Raw genomic sequence first — 18,160 nt, forward strand, 5'->3', positions numbered from 1 at the left:
GGCACGCCCCGGCAGCCGCCAGGGCCTGGCGGCGACGCGGCTCCTGCGGGAACGCGCGCCCACCGACATCGCCCTCCACGCTCCGGCGCGGAGGCGTCCCATTCGCTGGTACACAGGTAGATGCCCATGAAAAGCGAAGCAAAGTGCCCCTTCAACCACGCCCTCGTCGGCGACGCCACCACCAACCGCGACTGGTGGCCCAAGCAGCTGCGCGTGGACCTGCTCAACCAGCATTCCAACCGCTCCCATCCGCTGGATGAGGGCTTCGAGTACGCCAAGGCGTTCGCGCAGCTCGACTACGCGGCGCTCAAGGCCGACCTTGCCGCGCTGATGACCGATTCGCAGGACTGGTGGCCGGCCGACTTCGGCCACTACGGCGGCCTGTTCGTCCGCATGGCCTGGCACAGCGCCGGCACGTACCGCATCGGCGACGGGCGCGGTGGCGGCGGCCGCGGGCAGCAGCGGTTCGCCCCGCTCAACAGCTGGCCGGACAACGTCAGCCTGGACAAGGCGCGGCGCCTGCTGTGGCCGATCAAGCAGAAGTACGGCCAGGCGATCTCCTGGGCCGACCTGCTGATCCTCACCGGCAACGTCGCGCTGGAATCGATGGGCTTCAAGACGCTGGGCTTCGCCGGCGGGCGCCCGGATACCTGGGAACCGGACCAGGATGTGTACTGGGGTCGCGAGACCACCTGGCTCGGCGGTGACGTCCGCTATGCGCACGGGTCCGAAGGCGTGGTGGAAGACCACGGCGTGCTGGTGTCCGATGACGACGCCGATGGCGACATCCACTCGCGCACGCTGGAGAACCCGCTGGCCGCGGTGCAGATGGGCCTGATCTACGTCAATCCGGAGGGCCCGGATGGCAACCCCGACCCGCTCAAGGCCGCCTACGACATCCGCGACACCTTCGGCCGCATGGCGATGAACGATGAGGAGACCGTGGCGCTGATCGCCGGTGGCCACAGCTTCGGCAAGACCCACGGCGCCGGCCCGGCCGACAACGTGGACGTGGAACCGGAAGCCGCCGGCCTGGAACACCAGGGCCTGGGCTGGGCGAACAGGTTCCGCAGCGGCAAGGGCGGCGACACCATCACCAGCGGGCTGGAAGTGACCTGGACGCGTACCCCGGCGCAGTGGAGCCACGACTTCTTCGAGCTGCTCTTCAAGCACGAGTGGGAGCTGACCAAGAGCCCGGCCGGCGCGCACCAATGGGTGGCCAAGGACAGCGAGGCGGTCATTCCCGACGCGCACGATCCGTCAAAGAAGCATCGCCCGAGCATGCTCACCACCGACCTGTCGCTGCGCGTCGATCCGGCCTACGAAAAGATCTCGCGCCGCTTCCTGGCCGACCCGCAGGCCTTCGCCGATGCCTTCGCGCGTGCGTGGTTCAAGCTCACCCATCGCGACATGGGCCCCCGCTCGCGCTATCTGGGCCCGGAAGTGCCGGCCGAGGAATTCCTCTGGCAGGACCCGGTGCCGGCAGCGACGCAGCCGGGCATCGACGCGGCCGACATCGCCACGCTGAAGCAGCAGATTGCCGCCAGCGGCTTGAGCGTGTCCGAGCTGGTCGCCACCGCGTGGGCGTCGGCCTCCACCTTCCGCGGTTCGGACAAGCGCGGCGGTGCCAACGGTGCGCGCATCCGCCTGGCGCCGCAGAAGGACTGGGCGGTCAACCAGCCGCAGCAGCTGGCCAAGGTGCTGGCCGCGCTGGAGAAGATCCAGACCGGCTTCAATGGCAACGGCGGCGGCAGGCAGGTATCGCTGGCCGACCTGATCGTGCTGGCCGGCGGTGTGGGCATCGAACAGGCGGCCAAGGCCGGCGGCCATGACATCCAGGTGCCCTTCACCCCCGGCCGCACCGATGCCAGCCAGGAACAGACCGACGTTGAATCGTTCGCGGTGCTTGAGCCGTACGCCGACGGCTTCCGCAATTACCTCAAGGGCCGCTACAGCGTGCCGGCCGAGGTACTGCTGATCGACAAGGCGCAGCTGCTCACCCTGACGGCTCCGGAGTTGACCGTGCTGGTCGGCGGCCTGCGCGTGCTGGGCGCCAACACGGACGGCAATACGCAGGGCGTGCTGACCGACCGCCCCGGCACGTTGAGCAACGACTTCTTCGTCAACCTGCTGGACATGCGCACGCAGTGGAAGGCCAACGGCAACGGCTACGAAAGCAGCGGTGCCGCGCGCTGGACCGGCAGCCGCGCCGATCTGGTGTTCGGGTCCAACTCGGTGCTGCGAGCCCTCGCCGAGGTCTATGCCAGCGCCGATGGCGAGAAAAAGTTCGTGCAGGACTTCGTCGCCGCCTGGGTGCGGGTGATGGAACTGGACCGCTACGACCTGCACAGCTGATGCGACGCGCTGGGTGCCGACCGTGGGTCGGCACTCAGATCGCGTCAATATCCCCCAACGCCCGGATCAACCGGCGCGCACGCTTGTCCGGCTTGTGCTCCGGCGGCTGGTAGCCATTCTTTGCGGCGGCACGCTGCGCACGCAGTTCCGCCCGACGCGCGCGCGAGGCGTCGCTTTCTTCGTACAGCTGCTGCGCCACCGGCGCCGGCCCACGCAGGTCGCTCAGGCCACGGACCTGCACCTCATAGGTTTCATCGCCTCGGCTGATCTGCAGCTGCTCGCCCACGCGCACCGCGCGCGAGGACTTGGGGCGTTGTCCGGCGACGTCGACCTTGCCGGTCTCCACCGCCTGCTTGGCCAGGCTGCGGGTCCTGTAGAAGCGCGCGGCCCACAACCAGACATCCAGCCGCACGGCGGCCACGAGTGTTGCGTCAGTCATTCTGCTTGCCCAGCTCCACGGCGTTGGCCGGTCGTCGATTCAGCGGTTGCGGTGCGTCCGGATTGCCACGGCAACCGGTGCCACCGATCAGTACCGGTACCCCGGCGTCCAGATCGCGGCGCTGGCTGCCAACCTGGCACTCGGGTCGGTCCATCGGCCGTACCTGGGCATCCCCCAGGCGGTCCGTACTCGAACATGCGGCCAGTGCACCGGCAATCAAGAGCGCAGTGCAGGAGCGCGCCCATACAGGCACGGTGGGAAGGGTCCGAAGGCGCGGATGAAACGGGTGTGGCATGGCGATATCCCGCTGACGGGCGTGGTGCTAGTGTGCCGCTCCCAGAGCCTGATCTCCAGAGCACATGGCCAAAGCGCCGCTTGACCTGACCACCGGCCCGATCGGGCGCAACCTGTTCCTGTTCGCCCTGCCGATCCTGGCCGGCAACATCGCCCAGTCGCTGAACGGCTCGGTGAACGCGATCTGGGTCGGGCGCTTCCTTGGCGAGGCGGCGCTGACCGCCACCGCGAACGCCAACAGCATCATGTTCTTCCTGATCGGCTCGGTGTTCGGCATCGGCATGGCCGCCACCATCCTGATCGGCCAGGCGATGGGCGCGCGCGACCTGCCGCAGGCGCGCCGGGTGATGGGCACCAGTGCCACGTTCTTCATCGGGCTCTCGGTGGTCATCGCCATCGCCGGCTGGTGGCTGTCGCACCCCCTGCTGGCCGCGATGGGCACGCCCGCCACGTCGCTGCCGCTGGCCGAGGCCTATCTGCGCATCATTTTCCTGGCCATGCCCACGCTGTACGCGTTCGCTTTCCTCAGCTCGGCGCTGCGCGGCGTCGGCGACTCGCGCACGCCGTTCCGTTTCCTGCTGCTGTCGGTGGCGCTGGACATCGGCTTCAACCCGCTGCTGATCTTCGGCATCGGCCCATTCCCGGCACTGGGCATCGCCGGTGCCGCGTGGGCCACGCTGATCGCCCAGACCGTGTCGCTGCTTGGCCTGCTGCTGTACATGCGCAACAAGCGCCACGTGCTGTGGTTGGGCCGCAAGGACATGGCGCTGTTCAGGATCGACCCGGAGATCCTGCGCGCACTGGTGGTCAAGGGCATCCCGATGGGCCTGCAGATGGTGCTCATCTCCCTGTCGATGATCGTCACCGTGAGCATCGTCAACGGCTACGGCACCGATACCGCTGCTGCCTACGGCGCGTCGCTGCAGTTGTGGACGTACGTGCAGATGCCGGCAATGGCGATCGGCGCGGCCTGTTCGTCGATGGCCGCGCAGAACGTGGGCGCCGGCAACTGGAGCCGCGTGCGCGGCACCGCGCGCAGCGGCGTGCTCTACAACTTCCTGCTGACCGGCGCGCTGATCCTGCCGCTGATCCTGCTCGACCGCTACACCCTGGCGCTGTTCCTGCCCAGCGGCAGCGAAGCGCTCGACGTGGCCCGCCACCTCAACCACATCGCGGTGTGGTCGTTCCTGTTCTTCGGCGTGAACTTCGTGATCTCCGGCGTGGTGCGCTCCACCGGTGCGGTGATTCCGCCGCTGTTGATCCTGGCGGTGTCGCTGTGGGGCATCCGCGTGCCGTTCGCCGAGGGCATGCAGCCGTACCTGGGCGCTGACGCGGTGTGGTGGAGCTTCCCGGTCAGTTCGTTCTTCGCGATGCTGCTGTCGCTGGCCTACTACCGCTGGGGCGGCTGGCGCAAGGCGCGCATGCTGCCCGCCCATCGCGGGGAGCTGGCCGCCCCGTCGGAAGTCCCCTCGATGCCGCCGTCGCCGGTGGCCGATCCGGACCCGGCCGCCCCCACCCGCCCGTAACTGGATCGCGAAACGCAGACGGCCACCCGAAGGTGGCCGTCTGTTGGGCAGGTACCGACCCGGAGGCCGGTACACCACGCCGGAATTACTGGGCGGCCTTCGCAGCCAGGCGGGCAGCCTTGGCCTGCGCAGCGGCAGCCAGATCTTCCTTGATGCGGGCAGCCTTGCCTTCCAGGCCACGCAGGTAGTACAGCTTGCCGGCGCGGACCTTGCCGCGACGCTTCACTTCGACCGAGTCGATGATGGCGCTGTGGGTCTGGAAGACGCGCTCGACGCCGTAGCCGTGCGAGATCTTGCGGACGGTGAAGGCCGAGTTCAGGCCGGCGTTCTTGGTGCCGATCACGACGCCTTCGTAAGCCTGCACGCGCTCACGGTTGCCTTCCTTCACCTTCACGTTGACGACGACGGTGTCACCCTGGCTGAACTTCGGCAGTTCACGGGTAATCTGGGCGGATTCGAAATCCGAAAGAATGGTCTTGTTCAGCTTGCTCATGGGTGCACCGATAGTGTTCGGGTGGTCGTGTCGTTCGACAACGTGGGCTCATGCAGTCACCGGACTGTGCTGCACGTTTTTTGTAGGGATTCCGCCAACCAGCCCCCAAGAGGGGCGATGGCAATCCCGCATTCTAATCCAGGAAACGCCGCCACGCTAGGGGGCGGCATCTCCGCTGTGGGCCTGCCGGGCCTGCTCGAGCAGGAGCCGGTCGGCCTTGGACAACCGGCTTTCGTCCAGCAGGTCCGGGCGACGCAACCAGGTCCGCAGCAGCGACTGCTGGCGGCGCCAGCGGGCGATGGCGGCATGGTTGCCCGAGCGCAGCACATCGGGGACCGTGCCCCATTCATGCTGTGCCGGATGACTGTAGTGCGGGCAGTCCAGCAGCCCCTGCGGGCCTTCGAAACTGTCCTGGGCCGCCGATTCGGCATCGCCGAGGGCACCCTCCTGCAACCGGGTGACGGCATCGACGATCACCGCCGCGCCCAGCTCGCCGCCGGACAGCACGTAGTCGCCGATCGAGATTTCCTCGGTGACCTCGGCCGCCAGGAAACGCTCGTCCACGCCTTCATAGCGCCCGCACAGCAGGATCATGCGCGGCAGTGCCGCCAGTTCCCGCACCTTGGCCTGGGTCAGCGGCTGGCCCTGCGGGCTCAGATAGATCACCGGCGCCGGCGCCGGGTCGGCCGCCTTGGCGGCCGCCAGGCAGGCGCGCAGCGGCTCGATCAGCATGACCATGCCGGGGCCGCCGCCGAACGGACGGTCGTCCACCCGGCGGTAGTTGCCTTCGGCATAATCGCGCGGATTCCAGCCATGCAGGTCGAGCAGGCCGCGTTCGGCGGCACGGCCGACCACGCCCAGCGCGGCCGACTGCGCCATGAACTCGGGGAACAACGTGATGACGTCGATACGCACCGGCGTCAGAACTCCGGATCCCAGTCGACGATGACCAGATTGGCCTCGAAATCCACCGACACCACGAAGTCCGGCTGCACGAACGGAATCATCCGCTCACGGTCGCCCTGCACCACCACCACATCGTTGGAGCCGGTCGAGAACAGGTGCGAGACCCGGCCCAGCTCGACGCCCTCGACGGTGCGCACCTGCAGCCCTTCCAGATCGACCCAGTAATACTCGTCGGCCTTCGGGGGCGGCAGCGCGCTGCGCGGCACATAGACTTCGGTCCCGTACATCGACTCGACCACATCGCGATCGGTGACATCGGGGAACACCGCGACCAGATGCTTGCCGGACTGACGTCCGCGCGCCCCGGTCAGGGTGCGTTCCTGGCCGGCGGGCGACCGCAGGATCCAGGGTTGATAGTTGAAGATGGCGGTACGCGGCTCGGTCCAGGACTCGAGCTTGATCTCGCCTCGCACACCAAAAGCGCCGACAATCCTGCCCAGCAGGATGCGGCGCTCGGTATCTTTCATCTGAATAGACCGATGGGCCGCGGCAGGCGCGGCCCTTCAGGATCAGGCCGCGGAGGCCTGGGCCTTGGTCGCTTCCTTGTACAGGTTGCGGACCTTGTCGGTCATCTGGGCGCCGTTGGCGACCCACTTGTCGACCAGCGGCAGGTCCAGCACGATGCGGGATTCCGCACCCTGGGCCACCGGGTTGTAGTAGCCGACGCGCTCGATGTTGCGGCCGTCACGGGCGCTGCGCGAGTCGGTCACGATGATGTGGTAGAACGGACGCTTCTTGGCGCCGCCGCGGGTCAGTCGAATCTTGACCATGATGTTGCTTCCTCAATTGCCCAGTCGCCAGGATGGCGCGGTAAGCCGGCGATTATAGCGGCGCACCCGGGCCATTCCAAGCCTGCCCCGGCCGGAAAAGCTGAACAGCCCCTTTACCCGGCGGTTACCCGCCCAACGGCTGCCACGGAACCGCCGCCAGGACGGCCCGCGCCCGCGCGCACAGCGCCTCGGAGTCCGGCAGCACCCGCCCATCGATCCGTGAAATCGGCCAGACCCCGACCGAGTTGCAGGCGAACGCGCCGCTGAACCCGGGCAGCGCCGCCAGCTCGACCGGCCGGCGCTGCTGGTCCCCGTTCCATCCCGCCTGCAGCAGCCGCTCATGGGTGCCGCGCAACGCCGGCGCCTGCGGCCACACCAGGGTGTCGCCGGCGGACAGGCCGATGTTCCAGGTGGTGCCCTCGCTGATGACACCCCCGTCGCCGACGAACAGTGCATCGTCGGCTCCGGCCTGCAGGGCCGCACGGCGATGCTCGAACAGTGGAAACGTGCCCACGTGCTTGAGGTGCGGCAGGTCGCGCTGGTAGCGCACCGTGCGCAGACAGCGCGAGGCCGCCGGCAGCGTCACCGGCGCGGCAACCGCGATCAGCACGTCCACCGGTACCGCCTGCAGCGGCTGGCGGAAATCGAAGCAGTGCGAATACACCGTCACCCGCAGCGATGCATCGCGCACGCCCGCAGCGTGCAGCGCGTGCCACATCCAAGCCTGGACCTGGGCGGTATCGAGCGTGCTGGCGAACAGTTCCTGCGTCCCCTGCTGCAGCCGCTGCAGGTGCAGGTCCAGCCCCTGTACGGCCCCGTCGCGTACCTGCAGCGAGGTGAAATGGCCGTAATTGGTCAGTGCGCCGGCCAGGTCGTCGGCACTGGCAGACAGGCCGTTGCAGTACAGCTTCATGCCAGCAGCGCCCGGGCCTGCGCCCACATCTGCGTGAGCACCTCGGCTGCGGGGCGGGCCGGCGCCATCCACGCCGACTGCCCGGCCCAGGCCTGCATCGCGTCGAGGCGGTGCTCCCGGCTGGCCTGCGCGCGCATCGGCGCGGTGAGGCCGCGCTGCACCGGATATGGCCGCGGCGGGGGCGCGCCGGGGGCCGCCGCCGCGCGAACATAGGCAGTGGCCAGACCCCGGCCGAGGCGGCCGCTGAAGGCGCGCGTCGGCCAGGTGTCTTCCGGTTCGGCGGCGGCCAGCGCCTGCGACCAGGCCGGGTCGAGCGCGCATTCGGGCGTGCGCAGGAAGGCGGTGCCTACCTGGACCGCGCTGGCGCCCAGCATCAGCGCGGCGGCAACGCCCCGGCCATCGGCGATGCCGCCGGCCGCGATCACCGGCACCTGCAGGTGGTCAACCAGCCGCGGCAGCAGCGCGAACAGTCCCACCTGCTGGCGTTCGGCCGCAGCGGGATCGAACGCACCGCGATGGCCACCGGCTTCACATCCCTGCGCGACCACCGCATCGGCACCGGCGGCCTGCGCCGCCTGCGCCTCGGCCAGCGTCGTCGCACAGGCGAACCAGGCAATGCCCACGCCCTTCAGCCGCTGCACCTGGGCGGCGGAGAACACCCCCATGATGGTGGAGGCAACCGCCGGCCGCGCCTGGATCAGCGCGTCGAACTGGGCATCGATATCGGCCGGGCCGGCGTCACCGGCACTGGCCGGCACCTCCGGGCCCCATTGCGACAGAAACGCCCGGGTCGCCGCCTCGCCGTCCGCATCGCGCGCCGGCAGCGGATCGGGAATCCAGACATTGACCTGCGCAGGCCCGCTGGACCGCGCGCGGAAGTCGTCCATCCACGCCACGATGTCCTGCGGCTGGGACAGCACCGCGCCCATCGCGCCCATGCTGCCGGCCGTGGCCAGCGCTGCCGACAACGGCACCGGGCAGGCGCCGGCCATCGGGGCGAGCAGGATCGGCGCCTGCAAGGCAAAACGCCGACAGAAACTGTCGGCGCGTTCGAGGATCGGCGAAAGACTCACGCGCGGCGCACCTGTAGGGTCAGACCCGGCCAGCATACGCCGCACCGCCCTGCCCGGCATGCACGCCGGCAGGAGTCAGCGCGCCGACACGGCGTAGGTGCGGACCAGCTGACTGTCCATTTCTTCGTTGAACGTGAAGGTGACATAGCGCGCGTCGTCGGCGGCGAATTCTTCGTCGACCACGGCCCGGCCGATCTCGGTGCCATCGGCATCCAGCGCGCGCGCCACCAGCCTGCCCTTGAACGGCTTGTCGGCCACCACGTACACCGCTGCGTCCTTGGAGCCCATGCCACGGCTCTTGCCCTGGGTCACGGTCAGGCCGCGTGCGGCCAGACCCGGGTCGGTCTGCAGCGTCACGCTCATGCGCTTGTCCACGCCCTCACCCAGGCCGGCGACGAAATCGGCGGCGGTGCCGCTGATCGCACTGCCTGCCTTCTGCGACATCGACGTGTCGTCCTTGCAGGCGGTCAGCGCCAGGACCAGCGCCACCACCACGATCGACTTGTTCACGGGCATTCCTTTGAGTGATCCAACAGCGGGCTAGTCAAGCACCCCGGCCCAGACGCTGGCAAGAGGCAAAAGCGCACGCGGGTGACGCGTGCGGCCATTTCGTAGAAGCAGAGGCGGCGCGGGGCCCGAAGGCCGGCCGCGCACAGGGCACTCAGCGGAACGGCAGGCCGCCGCGGCCGCCCATCGCGCCCATCATCCCCTTCATGCTGCGCATCATGCCCTTCATGCCGCCGCCGGCCATCTTGCTCATCATCTTTTCCATCTGCTGGAACTGCTTCATGAGCTTGTTGACGTCGGCCGGGGTCAGGCCGGAACCGCGGGCGATGCGGGCGCGGCGCGAGCCGTTGAGCAGGCCCGGATTGCGCCGTTCCTTCTTGGTCATCGAGTTGATGATGGCGATCATGCGCGGCACTTCCTTGCCCTGGCTGACCTGCTGCTTGAGGTGCTCGGGGATCTGGCCCAGGCCCGGCAGCTTGTCCATCAGCCCGCCGATGCCGCCCATGTTCTGCATCTGCTCGAGCTGGTCGCGCATGTCGTTGAGGTCGAACTTCTTGCCCTTGGCGACCTTCTCGGCCAGCTTGGCCGCCTTGTCCTTGTCGACCTGCTGCTCGACCTGTTCCACCAGCGACAGCACATCGCCCATGTCCAGGATGCGGCTGGCCAGACGATCGGGGTGGAACACGTCCAGGCCGTCGGGCTTTTCGCTGACGCCGACGAACTTGATCGGCTTGCCGGTGATGTAGCGCACGCTCAGCGCGGCACCGCCGCGGGCATCGCCATCGGTTTTGGTCAGCACCACGCCGGTCAGCGGCAGCGCTTCGCCGAAGGCCTTGGCGGTGTTGGCCGCGTCCTGGCCGGTCATGGCATCGACCACGAACAGCGTTTCAGCCGGGTTGACCGCTGCGTGCAGGGCCTTGATCTCGGCCATCATCGCGTCGTCGATGGCCAGGCGGCCGGCGGTATCGACCAGCAGCACGTCCACGAAGGACTTGCGCGCATCGTCGATGGCGGCACGGACGATGGCCTCCGGCTTCTGGTCGGCGGTGGACGGGAAGAACAGCACGCCGACCTGGTCGGCCAGGGTCTTGAGCTGCTCGATCGCGGCCGGACGGTAGACGTCGGCCGACACCACCATCACCTTCTTCTTGCGCTTTTCCTTCAGATGCTTGGCAAGCTTGCCCACCGTGGTGGTCTTGCCCGCGCCCTGCAGGCCGGCCATCAGGATGATCGCCGGGGCCGGCACGTTGAGGTTGAGGTCGGAGGCGGCCGAACCCATCACCGTGGTGAGCTCGTCGCGCACCACCTTGATCAGGGCCTGGCCCGGGGTCAGCGACTTGAGCACTTCCTGGCCGACCGCGCGCACCTTGATGCGCTCGATCAGGGCCTGTACGACCGGCAGCGCGACGTCGGCCTCGAGCAGGGCGATGCGGACTTCGCGGGTGGCCTCGCGGATGTTTTCCTCGGTGAGGCGACCGCGGCCGCGCAGCCGCTCGATGGTGCCGGAGAGGCGCTGGGTCAGGGACTCGAACATGGAGGCAACCTGTTCAGAACGAAAGACAAAGAGACCGACAGTATAGCGGGTCCGCTGCGGCCGCCGGATCGCCGCTGCGGCCTGTCGCCGCAGGCATCGCCAGCATCCCGGGGGTATGCGAAACTGACACGATGACAATCGTTCTCATCGCCACCCTGCTCTACCTGACCGCGACCGGCCTGCTGGTGCGCGCGGTGAGCCGCGATGACGGCCCGCGCTCGCCGGCCTGGTTGTGGCCGGCCCTGCCGGCGATGCTGCTGCATGGCAGTTACCACGTTCTGGTGGCCATGCGCACCAGCGGCGGACCGGACATGCACTTCTTCGCGGCGCTGTCGCTGGTCGGGCTGGGCATGGCCTGGCTGACCTCGCTGGTGGCCGCCCGGGGCCGGATGGCCGCACTGGGCGTGCTGGTGTTCCCGATGGCCGCGGCGGTGCTGTGCATCTACCACGGCTACGGCCATGAGCCGAGCCGCCCGCTGGGCTGGCAGCTCGCCACCCATGCCTGGATGGCGCTGCTGGCCTACGCCACGCTGAGCGTGGCCGCGCTGCTGGCGATCATGCTGTGGCTGCAGGAACGCGCCCTGCGCCGGCGCGACTTCCGGCCCTGGCTGCGTGCGCTGCCGCCGCTGGCCGACCTGGAAGCGCTGCTGTTCCGGGTGATCACCGTCGGATTCGCCCTGCTCACCCTGACCCTGGTCACCGGCGTGCTGTTCGTCGACGATCTGCTGGCGCAGAAGCTGGTGCACAAGACCGTGCTCAGCATCCTGTCGTGGATCGTGTTCGGCACGCTGCTGATCGGCCGCCGCCGCTATGGCTGGCGCGGCGCCAAGGCCGTCCACTGGACCCTGACCGCGATGGGCCTGCTGCTGCTGGCGTTCTTCGGCAGCCAGTTCGTGATCGAACTGGTGTTCGGCCACGCGCGCTAGTCGCCTACAGCGGTTCGGTCAGTTGATCGCGCAGGCGGCTGCCGCGCTGGGTGGTCATGTCGTCCACGCCCCAGCACCCATCGCCGCGCTGGCGTAGCGACAGCAGGACGCGGTACGGCTCACCCCATACCGCATAACGCACCTCCACCGTGGCGACGTCGGCGGCGCTGCCCGCCACGCGCGCGAACGCGAACGGCGCGTCGATCTCGCCATCCTGGCCGTCCAGCCACGGATCGCTGTCCAGATGGCAGATGCCCTGCTCGCGCTCCTGGCAGTCGCGCTCCTCGGCGAACAACCTGCCCAGCGCGGGCGTCAGCACCTCCGCCGGCGTCGCCAGCAGGCCGTCCATGCTGGCCTGCTGGAATCGGCGCGCCACCACCACCGGGTCGTCGCACGCCTGCCCGGCCTGCGCTGTCGGCGCGCAGAGCAGCGCCACTGCCAGGCCACCACACACCCGCGTCCACTGTGGCATCCGCATACCTCGTCTCCTTCCCTGTCGATGGGCCGGGCGCCCCGTTGGCGCGCCCGGCCCGGCCATCACAGACCGTAACGCTCGATCACGTCCAGGTGGCGCTGCGCGTCCTGGTCGCAGGCTTCGGCCAGGCGCAGCCAGCACAGCTGGTGCGGCCACTGCGCGGTCGCGTCGAGCAGGAACCGGTGCAGGTCCAGCGGCGGCTGTTCCTGCGGCTGCGCCACGGTGAACAGCACGCCCGGCAGTGGCACATCGTCGCCTTCGGCATCGGTGAGCTGGTAGTCGTCCGGACTGTGCGTCCACAGCTTCCAGCCACGGGCCTCGACCGCCTCGGCGAAGGCACTCCACGCGTCTTCGCCCGGATGCACGCCATCCACCAGCCAGCTGCCCGCATAGCCACCACTTTCAAGCAGATGGACCTCGGCATAGGTGGGCATGAAGCGCTCGCGCTCCTGCTCGTCCTCCGGCGCCGGATGCACCAGCTCGGCGTCGAACACCACCCAGTCGTCCACGCGCTGGCGGCGGTTGGCCGGCGCGTTCTCGACAATCCGCGCGGTGACCGGGCCGGTGCGGCGCGCATAGTATTCGATCGGCTCGCCACCGTCGGTGCAGCGGATGATCACCCAGCCGAAGGATTCCTCGACCGGGCCGTCGGTGCTGTCCAGCTCCATGCCGATGGCCGCTGCCGAGCCACGCACGGCCGCCCAGTCGCGGGCGGCACTGGCGGCGGTCATGTGATCCCAATGCGCGCTGCGCGGTTCCTCCAGCACCTCGGTGAGGTGGCGGTACTGCACGGCGGCATCCTGGAAGCGCTGCATCGCCATCAAGGCCACGCCCAGCAGGTTGCGCGCACCATGCGACTGCGGCGACAGCGCCAGCAGCGCGCTGCACGCCTGCTCCAGCGTGGCCCAGTCGGACAGCTTGTGTGCCATCTGCGCCTGGCACCACAGTGCGAACACCGGCACCTGCGCCTGGTAATGCTGCATCAGGCGGTCCAGCCCGGCCTGGTCGCCACGCTGCACCAGCAGGCGCAGGAGCGAGTACGCCGGGGCGGCATCCTCATGCGGGTGGCGCTCGACAAACGCCCACAGCAACGCGATGGCCTCTTCCTCCGCACCACAGGCGTTCAGCGCCGAGGCGGCGACATCCAGCATGGCTGCGTCGTCGGGACGCTGCTCCACGCCCTGCAGCAGCCATTGCGCCTCGCGCTCCGGATCACGCCCATCGCCCTGCTCGCCCTGTTCAACCAGCCAGTCGAGCAGGCCTTCGGCAGGAACAGGCAACGCGGCGGTGCTGGGAGCGGCATCGATCCGTGCGGCCATCGCGGCGATCGCATCGCTGGCGCCGCGGTCCTGGCGCAGTTGGCCCACGTGCTGGCGGGCCAGTGCCAGGTGACGGCGCGCGGTCCACACCGCACCGCGCTGCAGCGCCATGTCCACGCACAGCCCGGCGATTTCGATCACGAAGCGATGTGCACCGACCTCGGCGTAATGCGCCAGGGTCGCGTTGAGGCGGCGCCCCAGATCCCAACTGTTGCGCTCGGGCGCATTGCGCACCAGCAGCGCCACGGTGTGCGCCCACATGCGACGGTAATTGGGCGACAGCTGGTTGAACGGTACCAGCGATGCCAGCGCCTCCTCGTCGCGGCCCAGCTGCGCCAGTGCCCACGCGCGCGACAGCTTGCGCGGAACAGTGCAGTTGGCAGGCTCGTAGTCACCTTCGGCGTCCACTTCGGCCTGTCGCACATCGATCAACGCCAGCGCCTCGGCCGCGCGGCCGCTGGCGAGCAGGATCTTGATGCGCATCTCCGGGAAGCTGTCGTATACCTTGCCGCCGTGCGCCAGCACGGTACCGGCCTGCACATCCAGATAATCCAGCGCGCCCTGGCTGTTGCCGTCGTCGAGCAGTGCATCGGCCTTCTCGCAGCTCAGGCACTGGAAGCACGCCCAGCTCGGATTGATCCGCGCCAGCGTTTCCTCGCAGACCTCGATGCGCTCGGGCACCCAGCCGGGGCCATCGATGTTGCCGTAACAGGCCGCCAGGTCCTGGGTCACGCAGATCGACTGCGGGCACTCCACCGTATCGGCACGGTGGGCGCGTTCGAACAGCGCCACGGCGTCGCCCAGCGCCGACTCGCCTTCCAGTCGGTTGCCGACGCGGTTGCGCATGTCCCAGTGGCCGACAAACACCTCCAGCCACGGATTGCCCAGCGTTTTGCCCAGCGCACGCGCTTCGGGCAGCAGGGCATCCACGCGGTCCATGCGCAGTTCGCAGACCTCATCGGTCAAGCGCGTCAGCAGCTGCGCGCTCTGCGCCTGCCCGGCTTCGCCGAGATCGTCCTGCAGTTTTTCAACCCAATTCCAGATATCCATGCGGTCGTGCCGTCCTGTGGTGCGTAACGTTGAAGAAAGGGAGGGTCAGCGCGCCTGCAGCATCTGCTGCAGGGCATCGGCGATGTCGCCGAACGCGCGGTTGAGATCGGTGCTGGCCGCGCCGCCGTCCTGTGCGCGACCCTGCGCGCTGACGATCACCTTCAGCGAGCGCAGCAGGCGTGCGGCGGACGCGGCCTGCGGGTTGCCGGCGCGCATCGCCGCCAGCAGCGCCTGCACAGCGGGGTTGTCCAGGTTGAGGTACAGGCGCGACGGGGCGCGCGCCACGATCCGGGCAGTGAACTGTCGCGCCAGCCGCAGCGCGGCCATCGACACGCGCTTGTCGTTCTCGTCGTCCTCCAGACGGCGTTTCAGCTCGGCCTCGCGATCGGGCACCACCACCACCGGCAGTTCAGACGGGCTGAAATGCGCCGGCAGCAACTGCTCGCCGTCACCCAGATGGGTCTGCAGCCAGTCCATTTCGGCATCGGGCAGCGTATCGGTGCGGAACAGCGCGCGGTTGCCCTGCTCGGTGCCCAGCTCCACCAGGCGCATGCCCTTGGCCTGGGTCCAGCGGCGAAGGAACGGCACCACCGCGTAACGGTTGCCATGCGCCACCGGCACGCCCATCGCACGGAACAGCATTTCCTCGAACCCGCCGCCGCTGTCCAGGATCACGTGGACCGCACCGCGCGACGGCAGTTCGCTGGCCTTGATGTCGCCCTGCGAACTGGGCACGCGCACGTGTTCGAGCAGCAGCTGGAACAGGCGGTCGTCGCAAAGCGACGCCCCGAGCAGCGCTTCGTTGTGCCGCACCAGAATGCGTCGCCATGCTTCGGGCTGCTGGCGTGCGATCTCCACCAGCCCATCGATCAGGGCCTCTCCCAGCGCATGCTGCACGGCGCTGTAGGTTTCATCGCGCTGCAGATCTTCGCGGCTGGCGGTGGGCGTCAACCGGCTCGATTCGATCACCCCGCCGATGAAACCGGCCCACGGTGGCAGCAGATCGCGTGCGTCGTCGTCGAGCAGCATGCCGCGCACGAACACCGAGAGATTGCGGTTGTCACTGGTGCCGTAAGTGGCACCGTCCTGTACCCAGAGCAGGCCCACCGCATCGCTGCCGCCATCGGCGCGCAACGGCATGCAGGCGATCGGCTCGAAGCTGCGTTCGAAGTGCGCGGCAAACTCCAGGCCACGGCGCTGCGCCTGCAGCGGGTGCATGACCACACCGGCCTGTGGTCGCCACGGCGGCGGCTCGGGATTGATCGCGCGCGCATCCTGGCCAATGTGGATCGGCTCCCCCAGCAACGCGCAGTACCGGCCGAGGATGTCGCGCAGGTTCTGCTCCTGCGCCAGATGCACGTAGCTGCTGTGCAGCTCGAGGATCACCTCGGTCCCCACCGCACGGGCCGGCATCGGTGACACCGTGTACTGCTCGGCATTGCTGGACACGTAGCAGTGGCCCAGCGTCGGCTGCTGGTAGGAGGTGGTGCGCACAGTGACCCGGCGTGCCAGCACGAACGCGGACAGGAAGCCCAGCCCGAACATGCCGATCAGCCCCTCGTCGTCTTCACCCGCCTGGCGCAGGCCACGGGTGTAGCCCACGCCGACCGTGGCCAGGTAATCGTGGATTTCCTGCTGGGTCAGGCCGGCACCGGTATCGATGATGCGCACGATGCCGTTGACGGCATCGCCATGCACTTCAATCCGGCCCGGGTCCTGCCAGTCGGCCTGCTCCAGGCGCCGCCGCACCAGTGAATCGTGCGCGTTCTGCACCAGTTCGCGCAGTGCCACCACCGGGGTGGAATACAGATGCTTGCCAAGGACAGTCATCAATCCGTTGAGGTCGACACCGGCGCGACGGATCTCGCTGGCGCCCTGTACATCCAGGGGAGTCTCTTGCATGTAATCGTTTTCTCTGGCGGGCGCACCCCGGCCGGGATGCGCGCTGGAACGAGGATTTCGGGAAAGGAAACCTAGCACAGCCCGGCCACGCATTGCCTGCGCGGCGCGGGCGTCGGAAACAGCCCGTTCAGATCGCGTCGATGGCCTCGGACAGCCGCTCCACCGCGATCACCTCCATGCCCTTCACGCTTCCGGCCTTGGGCGCATTGGCTTTGGGCACGATGGCGCGCTTGAAGCCATGCGTGGCGGCCTCGCGCAGCCGGTCTTCGCCATTGGGCACCGGGCGGATCTCGCCGGACAGACCCACCTCGCCGAACGCGATGGTCTTTTCGGCCAGCGGGCGGTCCTGCAGCGAGGACAACACCGCCAGCAGCACCGGCAGGTCGACCGCGGTCTCCTGTACGCGGATGCCGCCGACCACATTGACGAACACGTCCTGGTCGCCGACCAGGACGCCGCCGTGACGGTGCAGCACGGCCAGCAACATGGCCAGCCGGTTCTGCTCCAGGCCCACCGCCACCCGGCGCGGGTTGGACAGTGGCGAGGCGTCGACCAGCGCCTGCACTTCCACCAGCAACGGCCGGGTGCCCTCGCGGGTGACCATGACGCAGCTGCCGGGCTGGCGCGTACTGCCACCGGACAGGAAGATCGCCGAGGGATTGGAGACTTCCTTAAGCCCTTTCTCGCCCATCGCGAACACGCCCAGTTCGTTGACCGCACCAAAGCGGTTCTTGAACGCGCGCAGCAGGCGGAAGCGGCTGCCGCTCTCGCCTTCGAAATACAGCACCGCATCGACCATGTGCTCGAGCACGCGCGGGCCGGCAATGCCGCCCTCCTTGGTCACGTGCCCGACCAGGAACACCGCGGTGCCGGTTTCCTTGGCAAATCTGACCAGCCGGGCCGCGCTTTCGCGCACCTGGCTGACCGAGCCAGGTGCGGCGGTCAGCGATTCGGTCCACAGCGTCTGCACCGAGTCGGCAACCATCAGCTTCGGCTTGGCTACGCTGGCATGTCTGAGGATCGCCTCGATCCCGGTCTCGGCCAGCGCATTGACCCCGTCCAGCGGCAGATCCAGACGCACCGCCCGTCCGGCCACCTGCGACAGCGACTCCTCACCGGTGATGTACAGCACCGGCAAGGACGCGGCCATCTTCGCCACGGCCTGCAGCAGCAGGGTGGATTTGCCGATGCCCGGATCGCCGCCGACCAGTACCACCGCGCCCTCCACCAGACCACCGCCGAGCACGCGGTCGAACTCGCCGATACCGGTGCTCACCCGCAGGTGTTCGGTCTGCTGCACATCCTTGAGCGCCATGATCTGCGGGGCATCGACCTTGCCGGCCCAGCCCGAGCGTCGCGCCGCCGGCGACTTGGCGGCGGCGGCGCTTTCCAGCACCACCTCGCCAAGCACGTTCCAGACCCCGCATTCGGTGCACTGGCCCTGCCACTTGCTGTATTCCGCGCCGCATTCGCTGCAGACGTAGGCGGTGAGCCTCTTGGCCATGTCCACTTCCACTTCATCGTCAGGCGGTCAGGATAGCCGAGCCGCGTCGCAGCATCCGAGACGCGGCGCGCACGGACCTAAAGAATCCGGCGCCGGTGCCGATACCCCGGCGCA

General features: G+C 68.6%; 17 protein-coding genes. 3 read left to right on the forward strand and 14 right to left on the reverse strand.

The window, feature by feature from the left end:
• Nucleotides 1-126: 126 nt before the first annotated feature.
• Complete coding sequence (gene katG, locus GDJ08_RS05815; protein WP_017356061.1) at nt 127-2,355, forward strand: catalase/peroxidase HPI; 2,229 nt, start codon at nt 127-129, stop codon at nt 2,353-2,355.
• Between the two features lie 34 nt (nt 2,356-2,389).
• Here the strand turns inward: katG and GDJ08_RS05820 are convergent, their stop codons facing one another.
• On the reverse strand, nt 2,390-2,794 hold the full coding sequence (locus GDJ08_RS05820; RefSeq protein ID WP_153164471.1) for an RNA-binding S4 domain-containing protein: 405 nt from the start codon (nt 2,792-2,794) through the stop codon (nt 2,390-2,392).
• Nucleotides 2,787-3,014, reverse strand: a complete 228-nt coding sequence (locus GDJ08_RS05825; RefSeq protein WP_229296448.1) for a hypothetical protein — start codon at nt 3,012-3,014, stop codon at nt 2,787-2,789. Before GDJ08_RS05825 ends, GDJ08_RS05820 begins: the two co-directional genes overlap by 8 nt.
• A gap of 139 nt (nt 3,015-3,153) precedes the next feature.
• Between GDJ08_RS05825 and GDJ08_RS05830 the strand changes: the two genes are divergently transcribed.
• On the forward strand, nt 3,154-4,614 hold the full coding sequence (locus GDJ08_RS05830) for an MATE family efflux transporter (protein WP_153164472.1): 1,461 nt from the start codon (nt 3,154-3,156) through the stop codon (nt 4,612-4,614).
• Nucleotides 4,615-4,699: 85 nt separating this feature from the next.
• Here GDJ08_RS05830 and rplS read toward each other — a convergent pair whose 3' ends face one another.
• The 8 genes from rplS to ffh form a co-directional block, all read right to left on the reverse strand.
• The gene (rplS, locus tag GDJ08_RS05835) at nt 4,700-5,107 is read right to left on the reverse strand and encodes a 50S ribosomal protein L19 (protein WP_017356065.1); all 408 of its coding nucleotides are present in this window, start codon (nt 5,105-5,107) and stop codon (nt 4,700-4,702) included.
• Nucleotides 5,108-5,263: 156 nt separating this feature from the next.
• A complete protein-coding gene (gene trmD / locus GDJ08_RS05840; RefSeq protein WP_017356066.1) occupies nt 5,264-6,022 on the reverse strand; it encodes a tRNA (guanosine(37)-N1)-methyltransferase TrmD in 759 nt (252 codons plus the stop codon).
• Between the two features lie 5 nt (nt 6,023-6,027).
• Nucleotides 6,028-6,540: a ribosome maturation factor RimM gene (gene rimM / locus GDJ08_RS05845; protein WP_017356067.1), complete on the reverse strand. Its 513-nt coding sequence runs from the start codon at nt 6,538-6,540 to the stop codon at nt 6,028-6,030.
• 42 nt (nt 6,541-6,582) lie between these two features.
• On the reverse strand, nt 6,583-6,843 hold the full coding sequence (gene rpsP, locus GDJ08_RS05850; RefSeq protein WP_017356068.1) for a 30S ribosomal protein S16: 261 nt from the start codon (nt 6,841-6,843) through the stop codon (nt 6,583-6,585).
• 124 nt (nt 6,844-6,967) lie between these two features.
• Complete coding sequence (locus tag GDJ08_RS05855) at nt 6,968-7,756, reverse strand: aminotransferase class IV family protein (protein WP_017356069.1); 789 nt, start codon at nt 7,754-7,756, stop codon at nt 6,968-6,970.
• Entirely contained in the window at nt 7,753-8,829 is a 1,077-nt protein-coding gene (locus GDJ08_RS05860) for an NAD(P)H-dependent flavin oxidoreductase (RefSeq protein WP_165699762.1), read from the reverse strand. Before GDJ08_RS05860 ends, GDJ08_RS05855 begins: the two co-directional genes overlap by 4 nt.
• A 75-nt stretch (nt 8,830-8,904) precedes the next feature.
• Entirely contained in the window at nt 8,905-9,339 is a 435-nt protein-coding gene (locus GDJ08_RS05865) for a hypothetical protein (RefSeq protein WP_037590943.1), read from the reverse strand.
• Nucleotides 9,340-9,490: 151 nt separating this feature from the next.
• Nucleotides 9,491-10,870 carry a signal recognition particle protein gene (gene ffh / locus GDJ08_RS05870; protein WP_017355335.1) on the reverse strand — a complete coding sequence of 460 codons (1,380 nt, stop codon included), beginning with the start codon at nt 10,868-10,870 and terminating at the stop codon, nt 9,491-9,493.
• Nucleotides 10,871-11,001: 131 nt separating this feature from the next.
• Between ffh and GDJ08_RS05875 the strand changes: the two genes are divergently transcribed.
• Entirely contained in the window at nt 11,002-11,796 is a 795-nt protein-coding gene (locus GDJ08_RS05875) for a cytochrome C assembly family protein (protein WP_017355334.1), read from the forward strand.
• A gap of 4 nt (nt 11,797-11,800) precedes the next feature.
• On the opposite strand, the gene GDJ08_RS05880 is transcribed toward GDJ08_RS05875, so the two are convergent.
• From GDJ08_RS05880 to radA, 4 genes are all read right to left on the reverse strand, one after another.
• Nucleotides 11,801-12,274: a hypothetical protein gene (locus GDJ08_RS05880; RefSeq protein WP_229296449.1), complete on the reverse strand. Its 474-nt coding sequence runs from the start codon at nt 12,272-12,274 to the stop codon at nt 11,801-11,803.
• A gap of 59 nt (nt 12,275-12,333) precedes the next feature.
• Nucleotides 12,334-14,640, reverse strand: coding sequence for a tetratricopeptide repeat protein (locus GDJ08_RS05885; RefSeq protein ID WP_136004384.1), 2,307 nt, complete (start codon nt 14,638-14,640; stop codon nt 12,334-12,336).
• Nucleotides 14,641-14,685: 45 nt separating this feature from the next.
• On the reverse strand, nt 14,686-16,542 hold the full coding sequence (locus tag GDJ08_RS05890) for an ATP-binding protein (RefSeq protein WP_017355331.1): 1,857 nt from the start codon (nt 16,540-16,542) through the stop codon (nt 14,686-14,688).
• 127 nt (nt 16,543-16,669) lie between these two features.
• Nucleotides 16,670-18,046, reverse strand: coding sequence for a DNA repair protein RadA (gene radA / locus GDJ08_RS05895; RefSeq protein ID WP_017355330.1), 1,377 nt, complete (start codon nt 18,044-18,046; stop codon nt 16,670-16,672).
• Nucleotides 18,047-18,160 lie beyond the last annotated feature (114 nt).

The organism is Stenotrophomonas nematodicola (genome assembly GCF_009467805.1).
In the GTDB taxonomy this organism is placed as follows: Bacteria; Pseudomonadota; Gammaproteobacteria; order Xanthomonadales; family Xanthomonadaceae; genus Stenotrophomonas; species Stenotrophomonas nematodicola.